This window comes from Peribacillus saganii (genome assembly GCF_003429095.1).
GTDB classification, from domain to species: Bacteria; Bacillota; Bacilli; order Bacillales; family DSM-1321; genus Peribacillus; species Peribacillus saganii.
In genome coordinates this window covers 1-16,583 of record NZ_QVTE01000019.1, presented here as the reverse complement: position 1 = coordinate 16,583, position 16,583 = coordinate 1, and the positions used below count along the sequence as shown (strand labels likewise).

At 36.5% G+C, this 16,583-nt stretch carries 15 protein-coding genes and 4 pseudogenes; 14 read left to right on the top strand and 5 right to left on the bottom strand.

The features are described from left to right. Positions 1-404 precede the first annotated feature (404 nt). A complete protein-coding gene (locus D0469_RS08475; RefSeq protein ID WP_117326322.1) occupies positions 405-644 on the top strand; it encodes a hypothetical protein in 240 nt (79 codons plus the stop codon). Positions 645-882: 238 nt separating this feature from the next. Here the strand turns inward: D0469_RS08475 and istB are convergent, their stop codons facing one another. The 4 genes from istB to D0469_RS21570 all read right to left on the bottom strand — a co-directional run bounded on the left by istB (position 883) and on the right by D0469_RS21570 (position 2,980). After that, positions 883-1,641, bottom strand: a complete 759-nt coding sequence (istB, locus tag D0469_RS08470; protein WP_117326321.1) for an IS21-like element helper ATPase IstB — start codon at positions 1,639-1,641, stop codon at positions 883-885. Beyond that, the gene (locus D0469_RS21580; RefSeq protein ID WP_233522989.1) at positions 1,638-1,850 is read right to left on the bottom strand and encodes a hypothetical protein; all 213 of its coding nucleotides are present in this window, start codon (positions 1,848-1,850) and stop codon (positions 1,638-1,640) included. The genes istB and D0469_RS21580 overlap by 4 nt, the downstream gene beginning before the upstream one ends. 165 nt (positions 1,851-2,015) lie before the next feature. Then, a complete protein-coding gene (locus tag D0469_RS21575; protein WP_233522988.1) occupies positions 2,016-2,498 on the bottom strand; it encodes a Mu transposase domain-containing protein in 483 nt (160 codons plus the stop codon). After that, positions 2,420-2,980 (bottom strand): helix-turn-helix domain-containing protein, encoded by a 561-nt coding sequence (locus tag D0469_RS21570; RefSeq protein ID WP_233522987.1) that lies wholly within the window; start codon positions 2,978-2,980, stop codon positions 2,420-2,422. Before D0469_RS21570 ends, D0469_RS21575 begins: the two co-directional genes overlap by 79 nt. Before the next feature lie 893 nt (positions 2,981-3,873). Between D0469_RS21570 and D0469_RS08460 the strand changes: the two genes are divergently transcribed. Together D0469_RS08460 and D0469_RS08455 are read left to right on the top strand one after the other, a co-directional pair. Further along, positions 3,874-5,484 (top strand): McrB family protein, encoded by a 1,611-nt coding sequence (locus D0469_RS08460; RefSeq protein WP_117326320.1) that lies wholly within the window; start codon positions 3,874-3,876, stop codon positions 5,482-5,484. Position 5,485: 1 nt separating this feature from the next. Further along, positions 5,486-6,709 (top strand): 5-methylcytosine restriction system specificity protein McrC, encoded by a 1,224-nt coding sequence (locus D0469_RS08455; protein WP_117326319.1) that lies wholly within the window; start codon positions 5,486-5,488, stop codon positions 6,707-6,709. Between the two features lie 53 nt (positions 6,710-6,762). Here the strand turns inward: D0469_RS08455 and dcm are convergent, their stop codons facing one another. Then, positions 6,763-8,055 carry a DNA (cytosine-5-)-methyltransferase gene (gene dcm, locus D0469_RS08450; protein ID WP_117326318.1) on the bottom strand — a complete coding sequence of 431 codons (1,293 nt, stop codon included), beginning with the start codon at positions 8,053-8,055 and terminating at the stop codon, positions 6,763-6,765. A 744-nt stretch (positions 8,056-8,799) separates the two neighbouring features. Between dcm and D0469_RS08440 the strand changes: the two genes are divergently transcribed. The 11 genes and pseudogenes from D0469_RS08440 to D0469_RS21975 form a co-directional block, all read left to right on the top strand. Beyond that, entirely contained in the window at positions 8,800-9,126 is a 327-nt protein-coding gene (locus tag D0469_RS08440; protein ID WP_117326317.1) for a nucleoside triphosphate pyrophosphohydrolase, read from the top strand. Further along, on the top strand, positions 9,119-11,533 hold the full coding sequence (locus D0469_RS08435; protein ID WP_117326316.1) for a DEAD/DEAH box helicase family protein: 2,415 nt from the start codon (positions 9,119-9,121) through the stop codon (positions 11,531-11,533). Before D0469_RS08440 ends, D0469_RS08435 begins: the two co-directional genes overlap by 8 nt. A 237-nt stretch (positions 11,534-11,770) precedes the next feature. After that, complete coding sequence (locus D0469_RS21030) at positions 11,771-11,923, top strand: hypothetical protein (protein ID WP_158553391.1); 153 nt, start codon at positions 11,771-11,773, stop codon at positions 11,921-11,923. 365 nt (positions 11,924-12,288) lie between these two features. After that, a complete protein-coding gene (locus D0469_RS08430) occupies positions 12,289-12,519 on the top strand; it encodes a helix-turn-helix domain-containing protein (RefSeq protein WP_117326315.1) in 231 nt (76 codons plus the stop codon). After that, entirely contained in the window at positions 12,519-14,204 is a 1,686-nt protein-coding gene (locus D0469_RS08425) for a BglG family transcription antiterminator (RefSeq protein WP_117326314.1), read from the top strand. The genes D0469_RS08430 and D0469_RS08425 overlap by 1 nt, the downstream gene beginning before the upstream one ends. Positions 14,205-14,285: 81 nt before the next feature. After that, complete coding sequence (locus D0469_RS08420; RefSeq protein WP_158553390.1) at positions 14,286-14,714, top strand: PTS sugar transporter subunit IIA; 429 nt, start codon at positions 14,286-14,288, stop codon at positions 14,712-14,714. A 12-nt stretch (positions 14,715-14,726) separates the two neighbouring features. After that, positions 14,727-15,002, top strand: coding sequence for a PTS sugar transporter subunit IIB (locus tag D0469_RS08415; protein ID WP_117326312.1), 276 nt, complete (start codon positions 14,727-14,729; stop codon positions 15,000-15,002). Position 15,003: 1 nt separating this feature from the next. Further along, positions 15,004-15,606: pseudogene (locus D0469_RS08410) on the top strand (PTS transporter subunit IIC); the annotation flags it as partial. Next, positions 15,599-15,793 (top strand): annotated as a pseudogene (locus D0469_RS21565) (HD domain-containing protein); the annotation flags it as partial. The pseudogenes D0469_RS08410 and D0469_RS21565, both read left to right, overlap by 8 nt. Before the next feature lie 48 nt (positions 15,794-15,841). Next, positions 15,842-16,330 (top strand): annotated as a pseudogene (locus tag D0469_RS08400) (HAD family hydrolase). A gap of 14 nt (positions 16,331-16,344) precedes the next feature. Continuing rightward, positions 16,345-16,503: pseudogene (locus tag D0469_RS21975) on the top strand (HAD family hydrolase); the annotation flags it as partial. Positions 16,504-16,583 lie beyond the last annotated feature (80 nt).

The following is a 16,583-nucleotide window of genomic DNA, read 5'->3' as shown; positions in this document are numbered from 1 at the left end:
CCCTCACCGCGAAGCCTATGAATCTCGTTGTAAATCATCAGCCTTTCCACTCCTGTTTATTCCTCACTTTCCATAGACTGATTTAAGTATATAGAAAGTGGGTTCATTAAGGGTAAACTGTGGATTCTTATTTGTTGGAATCTGTTTATCCTTATTTGTGGAAAACTGTTGATTTTAGTTTATCGTTTACATCGTCCCATAATCACTTTTAAATTCACTAATTTGATTACAAGATGGAAGACTGTTGGACTAACAATAGATCATGAATACAAGAGCCTTATCTAGGGTTCCATTCACCCTCGGATTGGGTGCTAAAATTCGGGCATTCCCAGCAAATTATTGCTGAATATCTCAATTTAGAATGATAGTTTCAGTTAGACAAAATAAAAAATAGGAGAGAGTAAATGGAACCTACTAAAATTGATTTTAATGGAGGAACGTTCGTTTCATCAAAGAATGGCTTTGGTTATCAAGATATCTTAGTTGACTTTTCTATTTCAAAACAAGTAAAAATATTAACATATAATATTTCAAAAAAGAGTGATGATTTATTCGATATTCTTAGATCGCTAAATGAAGATGTAAGTATTGAGATAATTACAAATATCCCATCTAGATTTAATTACTATACAAGTTTGAAGTGATCACTCTGGCTCAAATTAATATTGACAAATACAAATGGAACTAAATTGCTTCAATCTTCTTAGGATCAAGTTTGGTCATTTATGCTTTAATATTTTTCCTTGCTGCATCTCTTATATACTCTCCCGCAGGCAAGTGAGCCACTTCATTCTGTGTTATTTCCATATTTGGGGGAGGATTGGGAGTTTAGGGGAGTTTGCCCCGAGGGGCAAACTCCCCTAAACTCCTCGCGCGCCCATGCTACTGGTCGCTTTCTTCCCTTTGTTTCATACTTTGTCTAAATCGATAAGATTCTCCGTTTAGTAGGAGGATATGAGCCCTATGGGTTAATCGGTCTAGAAGGGCTGCGGTCATTTTTTCATCTCCAAATATAGAGGTCCATTCCGTAAATTCTAGATTCGTAGTTATCATAACGCTAGCTCGCTCATATCGACCGGCAAAGAATTGGAAAAGGAGCTCAGAGCCAATCTTAGTAAATGGCACGTAGCCGAGATCATCTATGATGATCAAAACAAATTTGAGCCACCTCTTTTCCATCGCACCTAACTTATGTTCTTCATTAGCCAAAAGAAGCTCTTCTACTATTTCTGCAGCTGAGATAAACTTAACCTTATAGCCATTTTTAATCATTTCAATGCCGAGCCCCGTTGCCAGATGTGACTTTCCGGTCCCACTGTTACCTAAAAATATTATGTTTTCCTTCTTTTCCACGAAATCTCCCTTTGAAAGGGTCAGAAAGCGATTCCTATTCAGACTTGGCATCAAACTAAAATCATAACTATCTAGTGTTTTTTGGACAGTAAAAGCAGCTTGTTTTAGCCTTCTTTGTCTTTGATTTTCTTCTCTAGATTCTGATTCTGCTTCTAGTAAAGCCAATAGAAATTCCTCGTAACTTAAGTTACGATCCTCAGCCTCTCTTGCCAGAGAACGATATTGTGCTGCGATTGTCGGAATCCTTAATTGTTTAGTTAAGTGATCTAAAAGTAATTCAGTTGTCATTTTCCCGTGCCTCCTGTCAATTGACCGTACTGTTCTATATTGGACTTGTTCACTTTATAATCACGAAGATTGACAGGTGTTTTGTCCGTAGGAAGAGTACTGATCGGTATGAACTGGTTTGTAAGCCTTTGTATGATTTCATGAACCATCTCATATCGGAAAACTTGCGATTTCTCTGCTTCCAATAAGGCTTTCGTTAAATTATCCATACAATATCACGATGGAGGAGGAGAAGTCGAATGAACTTTCTATCGCCCACAGACCCTTCTTGCTCGCGCATTTTTAAATGAAATCGCTTGAATACATCAGGGATTTCAGTGGATTGGAATGTGAGCGTCTCGGATTGCCCGTGGTTTATTAAGTAATACTTCTAATTAGTGGTCAAGAACGGTAATCATCTGATTACGATCATAGGAGAGAGTGTGTTCAGCGATCACACGGTTTTGAGCCACTACGATTACACGATCGACAAAAATTTTTGCCCATACAGCTTGACCTACATAGTTACTTGGTACAGAATAACGATTCGTTTCCACGGTAATAAGGGAAGTTTTATTAACTTTACATGATATAAGCTTACAAGCTTCAAAGCGATTCGTTGGAAGGGGATGAAGGTCCTCTTTTTCGTTACTACTTGCAGGATTACAGAATTCGGCTTTAAACACGTAATGTGCTTGAATCCCAATGAATGACTCCTGTTCTAACCGATCTCTTCCTTGTAAGATTTTTAGTACCGCTGTTTTAAGATTATCAAGTAGACCCTCTGTTGGTACTCCTCCTAAAAACTCAAACGCGTGAACAAAGCCATCCAGGAATGCTTCCTGTTTTTCGTGGAGATACGCTCTGGCAAATCGCATACGGCTGGCCGAGAGCTGAACGCAGAAGAGGAAAATGCGTTGTTTCTACCCTGTAGAATAATATCCGCCTCTCCCCAGTCGAATTGGAATTGGTGGCCGTGTTGAAAATCCAAAGGAATAAAGGCTTCCTGAATTTGTTGCCTGCGTTTGGCTACGATTTTACGAATGTTGGAGGCAGAGCCTTTAAAATCATATTCATTTTGTAATCTTCTAAAAATCTTAATTGCGGTATGCTTCTGCCAGTTCTTTAGGTCATTTTCTAACCATCGATCAATAATTGGAATAACCCGTTTTGTTTCTGAAGAATACTCCTTTGTTCCATAAACATTTTTTCGTAAGACTGTTGTTGGTGCTGTATTATTTTTAAGGTATTTACTTACAGTGTTTCGAGAAATTCCAAGTTTTGTGGCGATTTGCCTTTGCGATAAACCTTCAACCTCTTTTAAGAATTTGATATTATGAAATTGAGCCTTTTCGATCATCCTATTCGTCCTCTCTAATGAAGTAAGTTTGGTCACTTTCTATCATAAGAGAGGTTAATAGAATTGAAAATTGAGTGGCTCATTTTTTATGTGATCAAATCGTATAAAAGTGGCTCAAATTTAAATTATCAAAAACAACTTCTACTATTCCGTCATTTTTAAACCGGGTAGTAATTATTTTTATTTACTCGAAAGAGTAGATCGGTTCGATGATTTGAACGACCGCCTTCATAATCAACTAGGGTGAAGCGACTGTCCAGGGGAATAAATGGTTTCCTAAAGAATCACAAGGAAGTTATGGAAATCCTACCCAAAAGATTCGTCAGGCATTTTCGGATACATGGATTTCATTTTTACGAATGACGAACTGAAGAATATCATTAACTATCCGGATGCTTATTGTGACTAACATCAAATGTTAAGAGTAGTTTTAGGTATTTACATAATTGTAGACACCGGCAATGGGAAACAAGTATATTGGCTCCGCATGGAAAATGGCAATGGAGGGAATGTGAAGTTGAAAAGGCTATTGGGAGAGGAGACGTTGCGCAATTTTCAATATACAATAATGGAAACGCTCCCACTTAGTTGGACTGAAAAATAAGTTAGAGATCGTATATACTCTATAAAAAGAAGTTTCGGAGCAGGGAACATAGGCTGAATCGTAATTAAGTCTAGGGAACTGGGAAAGTTGAAGAAAAATTGTCAAGAATCCTAAGCTAGTATCTTTATCCAGATGATTGGCCAAATCGAGAATCCTTTAGGTTTGTGGCATAAATTATTTAAAGAACTGGTAATGAAAAAGAGTTGGATCTACAATAGTAAAATAGTATATTAGATTTAAGTGTTAATTTATTCCAAATAGTATATTTTTGAAAAAAGGGAGTAGACAAATGGAAAGTTGCTACTTGAGCGAGACCACAGTATCCGAAAGCTATAAAATTCTTTCAAATATTAATTGTAAGCATGATAATGAACTGTTTACTTTGTTCATTTTAAAACACGCAGGACTATCTCAACATGAGTATCTTGAATTATCAGTAGAGTCTACAAAAAGGAAACTGCTAGAAGCGACAAGACAATTAGCTTACTTATTCATTTCTGAAGATTACTTAAAGGAAAAGTATAACTTTATTAATCCTTTGGCTATGGCTAATTGGGGTAAAAATCCTACAGAGGCACTTCAAATGTGGTCGACACAAAGATTAATTAACAATGTTACAGGTGGGGGACGGCAATGGAAATCTATTATAACCAACGCTCCTGATAATCCTAATTCAATAAAGTTAAAACACAATTATTTAGAATTTTTTAGGGACATGGAAGATAAAGTACCGTTGGACGCTTTAAGTATTTGGTGTGTAAGGTTTAATGAGTTTCCATATGAAGTTCCTCTATCTAACATAATTAATAATTTCATTAGCTATTTTAATATAACTGAAGAGGAGAAAACATTTATTTTTTCCACTAGTACCCAAATCAGTCTTGAATACACTAAACAAAGGGTCACTTCACATTATGTCAGATCCTTAATTGGTAATCATGAAAAAAATCCAGAGTGGGTTGAAAAATTTGAAACTGTAGATAATGAGGCACCGAAAACTCCTAATTCGCTAATTCAATATGGTGGAGGAAATTCGTTACAAAGTGGTTCAAATTTAAGTATTGATTTCTACGAGGAACTAATTAAAAAGGCCAAACAAGCAATTTTCATGGGTCCTCCTGGAACATCAAAGTCATTCTTGGCTAAAGGATTATCAGATCGTTTCCATATTGTAAAAAGAATTCAATTCCATCCTCAATATTCGTACCAAGATTTTATTGGTGGGAAAATTTTAGAAAACGGAAGTCTTAGGGATAAAAAAGGTGAGTTAATTACATTTATAGAGGACGCCATTTTAGATAGCAACAACCAGGATAAGGAATTTTTATTAATAATTGAAGAGATTAACCGTGCCAATGTCAGTCAGGTATTTGGAGAAATGATTCAATTATTAGACCGAGGAGAAACTCTGAAACTATCTTTTAATGGAGAAGAAAGAGATTATTATTTACCAGATAACATGAAAATAATAGGGACAATGAATACAACTGATCGGACTGTTGGTCGTATAGATTACGCTATAAAAAGGCGTTTTTATCAAATATATTGTAAACCTGATATTGGAATCCTAATTGATAAGGCTAAAATTGAAGGAAACGATTTTTCTATAGCTGACTTGTTAGCAAAAATTAATCAAAATTTGTTCTCAATTTTGAGTAATAAAGAAATGGTAATAGGACATGCTATTTTTTTAAAGGATTATGTCTATTCGGTAGAAACCGAGAAATACTTATGGCCTACAGACGATTTTGCATACCTGTTTAACTTCGTTGTTGTTCCTTTAATTGAGGATTACTGTAATGGAAACGCTGATTTGATAACGAGCGTACTTGGAGAAAAATTGTATAGTCAACCAACCGGTGCGGAGTTTGTACAGGCTGTAAAGGAATATTTGAGCTAATATGAACGTTATTAATATTTACGAGAATTCTTCTTATACCTTAGATAAGAGGTATGTTGATGAGTTTAAACAATTTCTAAAAGAGAATAATGGTTTGCCTATGGTATTACAAGGAGAAACGATAGTTTTTGATAACTATACCATAGGCAGCATCCGTATCAGGGATTTGGTTTTAAATATTCAACCACGTATATCCAAACTCTCTTCAAATCATTATTTAGAAATGCAATTGTATAACGAGGGGCTATTAGATGACAAAATCAGTAGTTTGTTGGGGGAGAATGAGAGTTTTGGAATACAAGAAAATCTTATAGATCTTTTCTTAAAGGAAACATTTGATTTAGTTAATCATGGTGTAGAAGGAGACTTTGTAAAGGTAAGAGAAGAAACAAATCAAGTACGAGGAAAGATCTTGATCGAAAACATTTCTCCTATAAATTTGCTTCAAGATAAAATTCCAATTGAATATGAAGTTCATACTTTGAACACTTCATATAATAAAATTATTAAGTTAGCTTTGGATAAAGTTAGGATTTTAGGCAGGAAAGATAAGCATATTAAGTTGCATGCGCTAGTGAACTCTTATTTTGATGACATTGATGTCGATATTGCTGAATTATCACTCATCCTATTAGAAAAAGGAGAAAAAATCTTCTTCGAAAATCAGAAGTATCCAATAGTAATTGGGTTAGCGGAGAAAATTTTAAAAGACCTGAAAATTAATCTAAAAAGAAATCAAGTTACAAGTTCTTCTTATTTGGTAAATTCAAATAATTTATTTGAAAAGTATGTCAGAAAAGTCCTTTTGAATAATCTTAAGTTAAGTGTTACGAAGTGGGATCAACCAAAACAGATGGGGAAATTTAAAGTTGGCTCTGAGGAATATATTAAATCTTATTCCCCAGATATTATGATTGATTACCATAATAATACTAATTCAGCATTTGCCGTACTTGATGCAAAGAATAAGGACATCTCTAATCACAAAAAAATTGGTGAATTATCTGATTTATACCAACTACTATTTTACTCTTACGCACTAAATTCGAATTATGGCGGATTAATATATCCAAATTATGGTCCTCTTCAACCTGTAAGAATAAATATCGCTAGCTTTAAAGAAACAAATTTATTTGCCTTTTCAGTGGACTTTTCCCAACCCATTAAGAAACGTAATACAACTTTTGTAGATCAAATAAAAAGGACTCTACATTTAATTGATTAAGTTGAGCCCTATAAGAAAAAGATGCGTCCCAAATTTTCTAGGACGCATCTTTCTTAGTGTATATCAATTAACTCCAACTGCTTTTCTGATGGAATAGATGCTTCGTAAGCATGTAGCATATTTTTAATAATTTTTGAAATAACAGTTACCGTTACAGAATTACCAAGTTGTTTCTTAGCCTGAACTGAGGAATTTGCCAATTTAAAGTTTTCTGGAAATCCTTGTAATCGAGCACATTCTCGGTCCGAGAGATGGCGACCTAAATCCCATAATTTTGGTGCTCTAGCAGCGATAATGGATGGGGCAAAGCTGCCTAAATTACAGTAATATGCTTCTTGTATTTGAGTTTTAGCAAAATCACCCACATGAAAACGCAAGGTTTTATCTGGTTTTAAATAAGAAAATACCCCATATTTGCCTTTCTTTGTATTGGGTGCATATTTTGAATTATCATGTTCTACTCTAATTTGATTAGGTGATTCAAGAGGACAAGTATTAAAGTGATGGTTAATCCTATTAATTTCAAAATCACTTAGCTTAAGAGAAGGGTTGTTGTTTTCTTCCCAATCAATTATGTCACCGAGGGTAACCTTTTTGTTTGTAGGTGTAGGAAAGCTAAAGGCAACATCTTTTTTAAATCCTACACAATACCACCTTTCCCTAGATTGTGGGACACCAAAATGTAGACTATTTAAAATAGTCCAATGTACGTGATAGCCCAGTTGATCAAGATGCTCCAATATTATCTCTAGGGTCTTCCCCTTTTCATGAGATTTTAACCCTTTGACGTTTTCTAGTAGAAACATTTGAGGTTTTTTCTCTTTTAAAATTCTCACTATATCGAAGAAGAGGGTGCCTCGTATTTCATCTTCAAATCCTTGTAATTGTCCTGCATAACTGAAGGGTTGGCAAGGAAAACCGGCAAAAAGTACATCAAAATCTGGGATATTTATTGCGTCTATTTTCGTTATATCTCCATAGGGAATTTCCCCAAAGTTATTTTTATATACTTCACAAGCAAATTTATCGATTTCTGATGAGAAAACACATTCCATGCCATTTTCTTCACCTGCAAGTCTAAAGCCACCAATACCAGCAAACAAATCTATAAATTTAAGATTGTTCTTATTATTCATTTTTTTCCTCTCCGGAACATACTCTATTATATCTTCTATATTACACTCTAAACAAATACAAATTCGTTCCAGTACATCCATTCTAACATTTTCATTTTTACTTAATCTAGCCAAAGATGCTGATGTTATTCCAGATACATCACGTAAAGTGGTTTTGTTCATACCCATATCAGCAGCTAATTTCCATAACTTATCATATGAAAAAGGCATATTTATCTCGCTCGTTTCATTATATTTAGAGTATTTTATTCTACGAATGTAGAATTTCTATACCCCGAATATTATCATACGAAAGAATGTTCGTAAAGACAAACAATTTTTTTTACTTGTAACTATTTACTCTGTTAATAATATTGAAAAGGACGAAACTTAAAAAATGGTCTTCTCAGCGTGAGAAGACCATTTTTCGTTTATTGCTTTTCAACTGACAGGTATATTCGCAGGAGTCCACGCTAATGATGATAGATTTTGCTAAACGGTTTAGAATGATCATTGGCTTTGGTGTACCTGCGATAATAGTATACTTAACTGAAATTAAATTAATAAAAAATGTCTCGTATTCATGGGTATGTTCATTAAAAGTTTGATAAATATCAATAGTACAATCTAGTTCCTCGTTTATTTCTCTTTTTAAGGCTGTAAAGATCTTTATATTTGCCCCAGGAAACTCCCACATATTTTACATGGACATATCTGGGGATCGTAACGCACATAAAATTTCTTGTTTTTCATTTTCGATAACAGCTGCTAAATTTTACTAACTTCTTAATTTTTTTTATCAATCTCCGTAAATAATGATTCAATCGATTATAATACATAATTAATTTTATATTACTCTTGATTTTTTAGGACTACAGAACTTAAAAAGAGAACCTTAAGTGTGATAGCAATACATTTAAGATAACCTAATTTGTTATAATAAAAGTTATCAAACCCTTATCAGGAGGAAAAACAATGCCACTCTACAATAAGTTAGTCCGTGACCGTATACCCCAGGTTATTGAAAGTACAGGTAGGCGTTTTTCTACAAGAATATTAGATGAAGCAGAATATATAGCAGAATTGAAAAAGAAGAGTTATGAAGAACTCGAGGAATATATGGCTACTACAAATAAGGATGAAGCCATTGAAGAACTAGCAGATTTACTTGAGATCATTCACGCATTCGCTGAACACCACGGTTCTTCAATTCAGGAAGTTGAACAAGTGCGCAGCAGGAAAGCAGCGGAGCGCGGTGGTTTTAAAGAAAAGATTTTTTTAATAGAGGTCGAAGATGAGTAATATTCAGTTAATCACACACCAGCTTGGGCACCATATTAAAAAGCAGATTGAGTCGGCTTCATCAATTTTCATTCTTACATCATTTGTTATGAAGTCTGGTGTTGATTATTTAAAGAGTTCCTTAAAGGCAGCGGCCGATCGCGGGGCTGAAATCAAGATTTGTACCGGAGATTATTTATTTGTTACCCAGCCAGAAGCGCTGGAATTGCTTTTAGAACTAGACAGCCAGATAGAAGTGAGGATTTGGAGGAGCAATGGAGTATCCTTCCACCCGAAGGCTTATCTCTTTGAATCGGAAGATCACGAGTGCTTGTTTGTAGGTTCTTCTAATCTATCAAGATCCGCATTGGGTAATGGAGTAGAATGGAATATCTGTATAAGTGACGAGAAAGATGTCTTTCGACAGGGTTTTCAACTTTTCTTAGAGACTTTTTATTCTTCTCAAACTATTCCTTTAAATGAAGAAACTCTTAAAGAATACAAAGCCAGGTATGAAGAGAGTCAAAGGAAGAACCCCGGCTTGGTTCATAATTGGACCGAAACAGAAGAACTAAATTTAATGCTGCCTTCTGAGGAGGAAAGCAATTCTTCAGCAGGTTTAGTAATGGAATCTAAGCTTCCGTATGGATCCATCCAGCCTCGTTTTGCCCAGCCGGAAGCATTGGAAGAATTGAATAAGACACTGGAAGAGGGTTACAGCAAAGCGTTAGTGGTAATGGCAACTGGTCTTGGCAAAACGTACTTAGCGGGTTTCTTTGCACAGAAGTTCAAGCGAGTACTATTTATTGCCCATCGGGAAGAAATATTGTACCAGGCAAGGCGTTCTTTTCAGATGATTATGCCCGAGAAAACGTACGGTATATATAATGGGAAAGTAAAGGAAGAAATTGCAAACACTATTTTCGCATCTATATTTACCCTTAGCTCCCAAAGACATTTGCAGTCTTTTCACCCTGCAGATTTCGATTTAATTATTGTGGATGAATTCCACCATGCAGCAGCAGACTCCTATAAACGTGTTCTCGATTACTTTAATCCTGCTTTTTTATTGGGAATAACGGCTACACCTGACCGAAATGATAATAAGGATGTTTATGCAATCTGTGAGGGAAATGTAGCCTATAAGCTGGATTTTCTGGCAGCTATCAGCAGAGAATGGCTTGCACCTTTTAAGTATTACGGTGTTTATGATGAGACCGACTACAGCCAGATTACCTGGCTGGGCAATAGATATGATGAAGCAGAACTGCTGGAGGCGCAATTACGCGAGGATTTGGCAGAGCGGATATTGCAGGCATGGAATGAAAAAAAACAAACCCGCACAATTGGGTTTTGCTCGTCGATTAGGCAAGCTATCTTCTTATCAGATTACTTTAATGAGCATGGGTATAAAACAGTCAGCCTGCATTCCAAGCAGGTTGGTGTGAGCAGGAGCGAAGCGATCAAGCAGCTTGGAATAGGTGAGCTTGATGTTATTTTTACAGTGGATCTTTTTAACGAGGGTGTTGATATACCTCCCGTCGATACGCTTCTTTTCGTACGGCCCACAGAATCGCTGGCTGTTTTTACCCAGCAAGTGGGCCGTGGTTTAAGGCTTTATCCCGAAAAAGAATATTGCACCATTATCGACCTGATAGGGAACTATCGGAATGCAGATATCAAGATGAGTCTGTTTGATACAATGCGAGATGCCTCCGGATCAAAAAAGATCGAGCCGTCTGTTCCAGCATCATGTGAAATTGATTTGGAACTGCGGGTTATAGATTTGCTGCAGGAAATGGCCAGAAAGAAGCATCCACGAAAAGACAAACTGCTGAGTGATTATTTGATCCTTAAGCAGGAGCAGGGAAGAAGGCCATCCTATCTGGAGCTTCACTTAAATGGCCGGTCGGAATCGATTCAATATCGCCAGGAATTTAAATCGTACGCGGGATTCCTTAATTGGGCTGGGGAGCTCTCCGTGAGGGAGCTGGAAGTGTTTGACCGATACGCGAACTGGTTAGTGGAAGTGGAAAAAACCGGCATGGCAAAGAGCTATAAAATGGTAGTTTTACTTGCAATGCTGAACCGGGGAGCTTCAGATTGGTATAAACCGATAACCCCAACTGAAGTTGCACCATTTTTCCACCAATATCTAACAGAAACAGAATATCGCAAGAAGATTGACTTCTCGGACAAGTCATCCAGACGGTTATGGGTATATAATGAAGACGGTGTAAGCACACTTATTTCAAACATGCCGATGAGCAAATGGAGCGGGAGTTCAAATGGCCTTGTTTCATTTGAAAATGGGATCTTTGAATTGAATTTTGATGTAGTGCCGGAAGACGAGGAAATTTTGTATGACTGGACAAGGGAGATATGTGAGTATAGGCTGCATTATCATTTTGAGCGGAAGGCTAAGTGAGAAAAAATTTTATAAATAGAGTGATTTGGTCAGGAGCTATTAGCCCCTGGCCTATTAAATGTTTCAAGGTAATATTTTATGGCTTCTGCCAATCATTTTAATGAAATTTTGTTTTACATTGAATGGCAAAACAAATGTCACAACACCTCTTCCAAATTATGTTATATACTTATTTCATAAATACAACCAACTGAGGAGGATCCGCAAGAGAGATTTAATAACAAGGAGTAATAGCGAATGAAAAAGCGAAAAAAAGCCACACGAGAGGAAATCCAAAAGAATCCAGAAGCATTTTATGCGGGGCTGCTGCACCGGATTAGGGAAAATGCAAAAAAGCCAAAACGGTACAATCATTTACGGGTCATTGAGGGAATGAAGGAAACGGAATGAATTGTAAAACCGCGAGGAATAAGAAAAAATAATATATGAGTTCTTTACAGCTGGAAGAATCCTAAATGATTAACAAAACTCCTTCGCATTACAAAATAGTAATGAGAGGAGTTTTTTATTTGTTAAGAGGGTTACAATGCCTGGTAAAATCTTTGACAAAAAGTGGTACAAACGATGACATTAGTAGAAGAGTCCTATGGCCGAAATCAACTGGAATTACTTCTATGAATTATTTCTTTTTCATATGAGCCTAATTGTGTAACAGATTTTTATTGTTTTTTTTAATACGAATTTACTATAAAATGAAAGAATAATGCCTTTGGCTTCCAACCCTCAGGGGACAGAGAAAAAAATAGAGGTGGCCGATGAATAAAAGACAAAAACAGATCATACATATACTTTCGGGGAAAGAAGATAAAGAGTTTATTACGATAAATCAGATCGCTAAGATGCTGGATTGTTCGGAAAAAACGGTAAGGAATGATTTTAAACAAATTGGCTACAAAAAGAATTTCAGGCAACTATTATTAGAAAACCGAACATCGGGGTCAGAATCGATATTGCCAGAGATGAGAAGAAGAGATTATTTTCCCTAATGGAAGATGGGCAGCGAAACAATCATGGCAGTGACATAAATAGAAAGACAGAAATATTATCATTGCTGATAAAAGATGATAAAACATTGTCGCTTCTGGAATTAAGCGAACGGTTTTTTGTCAGTAAGCATGTGATTAAACAGGATTTAAAAGAATTGGAATCCTGGCTGGAATTATTCGGCCTCTCGATTGAGTCCAGGAAAAAGGTGGGTCTTCGGCTGATTGGTGATGAGAAGCATAAAAGAGCGGCTCTTTCGCGCATACACCACTTAGGAAAAGATGAAAATCTAAGAGATTTGTATGAAACTTGGTTTGCAGATTATGAATTAGCCCAGGTAACGGAGCGAATAAAGAAGATAGAAAAAGAGTTAAACAAGGAATTTACAAAGGAATCTTTTCATAATTTAATTTTTCATCTTCTGATCACTGTAAAAAGAATCAAGGAAAAACAAATCATTAGCATGACAAAACAGGATTTGGAAAACTTGAAAAGTAAGAAAGAATATCATGTTGTAGAAAAGCATTTAAACGAACTGGAAAGAACATTTGTTATGAGGTTTCCAGAAGAAGAAATAGGCTACTTCCTGCTGCATATATTGGGATCAAAAGAAAAAAATACTTCAATCCCGAAACACGGTGATTTACCGCCAAAAATGTTTTCATTTTTAACCGCACTCATTAAGAAAATGTCCTATCACACAAATGTTGAACATGAAAAAGATGAACAGCTCTTTCAAAACTTGGCCGTTCATATGCAGTCGGCATTTGAGAGAATAGAACATGGACTGTATTATAGAAACCCGCTTTTAAACGACATCAAAAAAACATATCCGTATCTGTTTGATACACTTTTTCATGTAACGAAGGAAATTGAAGAGATGGTCGGATTTGGTTTTCCTGAAGATGAAATCGGTTATTTGGTGCTTCATTTTGAAGCTTCAAAAGAACGCCTGAATAAAATTGATGGAAAAAATAGAAGAGCCATCGTTGTATGTTCGCTGGGAATCGGGATGTCCCAATTGCTGACAACAAAGATGGAAAGAAAGTTCCATTCACTGGACATAATTAACTGTGTGGCTGCGGAAGATCTGGACGATGCAATAACAGAGACTCGCCCTGATTTTATCATCAGTACAATTCCCATAAGCGGAATTGACCTGCCTGTTGTCACGGTTTCTCCCTTGCTTCCTAAAGAGGAGGAAGAAAAAATTAAAACGTTTATCTCAGGGCTTGAAGCCAAACAAGTATCGAAGTTCGCCGCTCTGAAAAAATATGTGGATGAAGATTTGATCTTATTGAAAAATAAAGTCGAAGAACCTGGCGAAATTTTAGAATCTCTTTGTAAATTACTAGAAGACAAAGGGCATGTGAACAAAGAATACATAAACGATGTAAACGAGAGAGAAAAAATAGCCCCTACAACCATTGGGGGAGAAATTGCCATACCCCATGGCCATCCAAAAAATGTCTTAAAAAAAGGTATCGCAATGGCGGTTTTGAAAGAACCTGTCCTTTGGAAGCGGGAATATGTTTCCGTTGTATTCATGTTAGCCTTAAAGAAAACAAAAGACGAAGACATCAAGCATGTGTTTGAGGAAATAGGTTATTTAGGCGAAAACAAAGAAATAGTTGAACGATTGAAAGCATCAGAGTCAAAAGACGGAATTTTCCGCAATATGCGGTAAAAATCCGTCTCTTTTTTTATGGTTTTGTGCCGTACTAGAGACATAGAACATCAAGAACTAATCAGAGAGGGGGGAGAAAACATGCTTCGATCCAAACTGACGGACGAAATGGTCCAATTTATACAAGGTGCAAAAGACTGGGAAGAAGCCATACATGCTGCTTCTGAACCATTATTAAAGCAAGGGTATATCGAAGCCAGATACGTAGAGGCGATGATTTCTAATGTAAAGAACTTTGGGCCCTATATAGTTTTGATGCCTGAAGTAGCAATGCCCCATGCGAGACCTGAAGATGGGGTAAATCAAATGGGGATCAGTCTCATGATCACCGAAGAAAGTGTTCTCTTTGACGAGGGTAAAACGGCGAAGATCTTCTTTGTCTTAGCCGCCGATGATAAGTCTTCACACTTGGAATTACTGCAAGAAATTTCGGAATTTCTTGCAAATGAAGAAAATGTCAGCGTGCTTTTATCAGCAAAAAAATATGAAGATGTAAGCAATTTATTTTAGGAGGATTTTTTTATGAAAATTTTAGCGGTTTGCGGAAACGGTCTAGGAACTAGCTTTATGCTTTCCTTGAATGTTAACAAGGCTTTGAAGGAACTTGGTATTGATGGTGAATGCAAGAATATGGACCTTGCAAGTGCCAAAACTGAAAGCGCTGACTATTACATCGGATCACCCGAAATCATGGAGCAATTAAGCGATGGAAAGAAAAAAGTCATCCCCGTAATCAATATGGTTAATCTGAATGAAATCAAAGAGATGTTAAGGACACATATCCCGGAGGCGAAATAGTATGTATGATTTGATTATGAAGGATATTTTAGGGACACCTGCTATTTTGGTTGGCCTCTTTGCCCTATTCGGTCTCTTGCTTCAGAAAAAGGGGATAGCTGACGTTGTCTCCGGGACATTAAAGACCATCATGGGATTCATCATATTGGGTGCAGGTGCCTCAGTTTTAATAGGGGCATTGGATATCTTCGGTTCGATGTTCGAAAAAGCATTTAACATTGAAGTAGTCATTCCGAATAATGAAGCTATCGTTGCATTGGCACAAAATAGCTTCGGAGCCGAAACGGCCATGATTATGCTGGTAGGGATGCTGGTGAATATCCTTCTTGCCAGATTTACGAAATTCAAATATATATTTTTGACAGGGCATCACACCATGTTTATGGCATGCCTTCTGGCAGCGGTTTTGTCCACATCAGGATTGAACGGCTTCGCACTGGTTGCTATTGGGTCATTGATTCTCGGGGCGCTTATGGTATTGCTTCCAGCCTTATTGCAGCCAACAGTAAGAGAAATCACAGGAAGTGATGACATTGCTGTCGGTCACTTCGGTTCAATCGGCTATTTTGCGGCTGCTAAGATCGGTAAGTTAACTGGAAACAGAGGGATTTACCACACTTGAAAGAAGATTAGTTTCAGTTGGTTTACGGCACGGGACAAACAAACATACTGCTTTGCATTGGAAGGGTTTCTACGGTATAAAGAAGGAATTAGAAACATTACTTGGTAAGAGTATCTACACATTCCTTCCAGAAGTTGAGAAGTCTCTATATACCAATATTGAATATTAGCATTTCCTCCTTTAATTGTAATTTGTGGTTTAATAAAGTGAAAAGGTCGTGTTACTATTAAAAGCCGTAATTTTTGATTTTGATGGTACTCTTGCTGATACTTTGCCAGTTTGTTTTTATGCATTTCAAGCTGTATTTAAGGACTTTGACAACAAAGAGGTTACTCCAGATGAGATAAAGGCTATGTTCGGTCCATCTGAGACTGGAATCATCAGAGAAACTTATGGATTCAAATCATGACAAAGCAATTGAATTATATTATGAGAAGTATAGTGAAAAACACAGCAAGAACTTGTTCTTGAGAATGAGGAGATTAACGATTTACTCCTGTTTTTAAAAAGAGAAGGTTATAAATTGGGGATTGTAACAGGAAAAGCTAGCAGAAGTTTGCTTATCTCTTTAGATTGCCTTAGTATGAATAACTTATTTGATGTCATAATCACTGGTGATGATGTTTCTATACCAAAACCTCATCCAGAAGGATTGAACAAGGCATTGGCACTGCTTAACATAAAAAACACCGATGCTATTTTTTAGGAGATAGTGACGCTGACATTTTGGCTGGTAAACAAGCTAATGTACATACTATCGGAGTACAGTGGTTGCCAAATTATCAGACATTAGAGTTTGGTGTTCAACCAGATGTAATGTTATATAACATAAATGAATTCATACAAGCACTTAAAAATTTCAAGTGTGAACAACAGTAATGGTATATAAACAATTTAGCCTTATTCAAGTAACGGGTGCGTGTGCGGCCGAGCATAGGTCGTATCATATAGCGGGTGGG

Excerpts from the sequence above, each read along its gene's own strand:
- D0469_RS08415 (WP_117326312.1), top strand. The coding sequence starts at position 14,727 with ATGAAAATTTTAGCGGTTTGCGGAAACGGTCTAGGAACTAGCTTTATG.
- D0469_RS21570 (WP_233522987.1), bottom strand. The coding sequence starts at position 2,980 with ATGATCGAAAAGGCTCAATTTCATAATATCAAATTCTTAAAAGAGGTT.
- D0469_RS08430 (WP_117326315.1), top strand. The coding sequence starts at position 12,289 with ATGAATAAAAGACAAAAACAGATCATACATATACTTTCGGGGAAAGAA.
- dcm (WP_117326318.1), bottom strand. The coding sequence starts at position 8,055 with ATGCCTTTTTCATATGATAAGTTATGGAAATTAGCTGCTGATATGGGT.
- D0469_RS08475 (WP_117326322.1), top strand. The coding sequence starts at position 405 with ATGGAACCTACTAAAATTGATTTTAATGGAGGAACGTTCGTTTCATCA.
- D0469_RS08435 (WP_117326316.1), top strand. The coding sequence starts at position 9,119 with ATGAGTAATATTCAGTTAATCACACACCAGCTTGGGCACCATATTAAA.
- D0469_RS08460 (WP_117326320.1), top strand. The coding sequence starts at position 3,874 with ATGGAAAGTTGCTACTTGAGCGAGACCACAGTATCCGAAAGCTATAAA.
- D0469_RS08425 (WP_117326314.1), top strand. The coding sequence starts at position 12,519 with ATGGAAGATGGGCAGCGAAACAATCATGGCAGTGACATAAATAGAAAG.
- D0469_RS21575 (WP_233522988.1), bottom strand. The coding sequence starts at position 2,498 with ATGCGATTTGCCAGAGCGTATCTCCACGAAAAACAGGAAGCATTCCTG.
- D0469_RS08440 (WP_117326317.1), top strand. The coding sequence starts at position 8,800 with ATGCCACTCTACAATAAGTTAGTCCGTGACCGTATACCCCAGGTTATT.
- D0469_RS08455 (WP_117326319.1), top strand. The coding sequence starts at position 5,486 with ATGAACGTTATTAATATTTACGAGAATTCTTCTTATACCTTAGATAAG.
- D0469_RS21030 (WP_158553391.1), top strand. The coding sequence starts at position 11,771 with ATGAAAAAGCGAAAAAAAGCCACACGAGAGGAAATCCAAAAGAATCCA.
- istB (WP_117326321.1), bottom strand. The coding sequence starts at position 1,641 with ATGACAACTGAATTACTTTTAGATCACTTAACTAAACAATTAAGGATT.
- D0469_RS08420 (WP_158553390.1), top strand. The coding sequence starts at position 14,286 with ATGCTTCGATCCAAACTGACGGACGAAATGGTCCAATTTATACAAGGT.
- D0469_RS21580 (WP_233522989.1), bottom strand. The coding sequence starts at position 1,850 with ATGGATAATTTAACGAAAGCCTTATTGGAAGCAGAGAAATCGCAAGTT.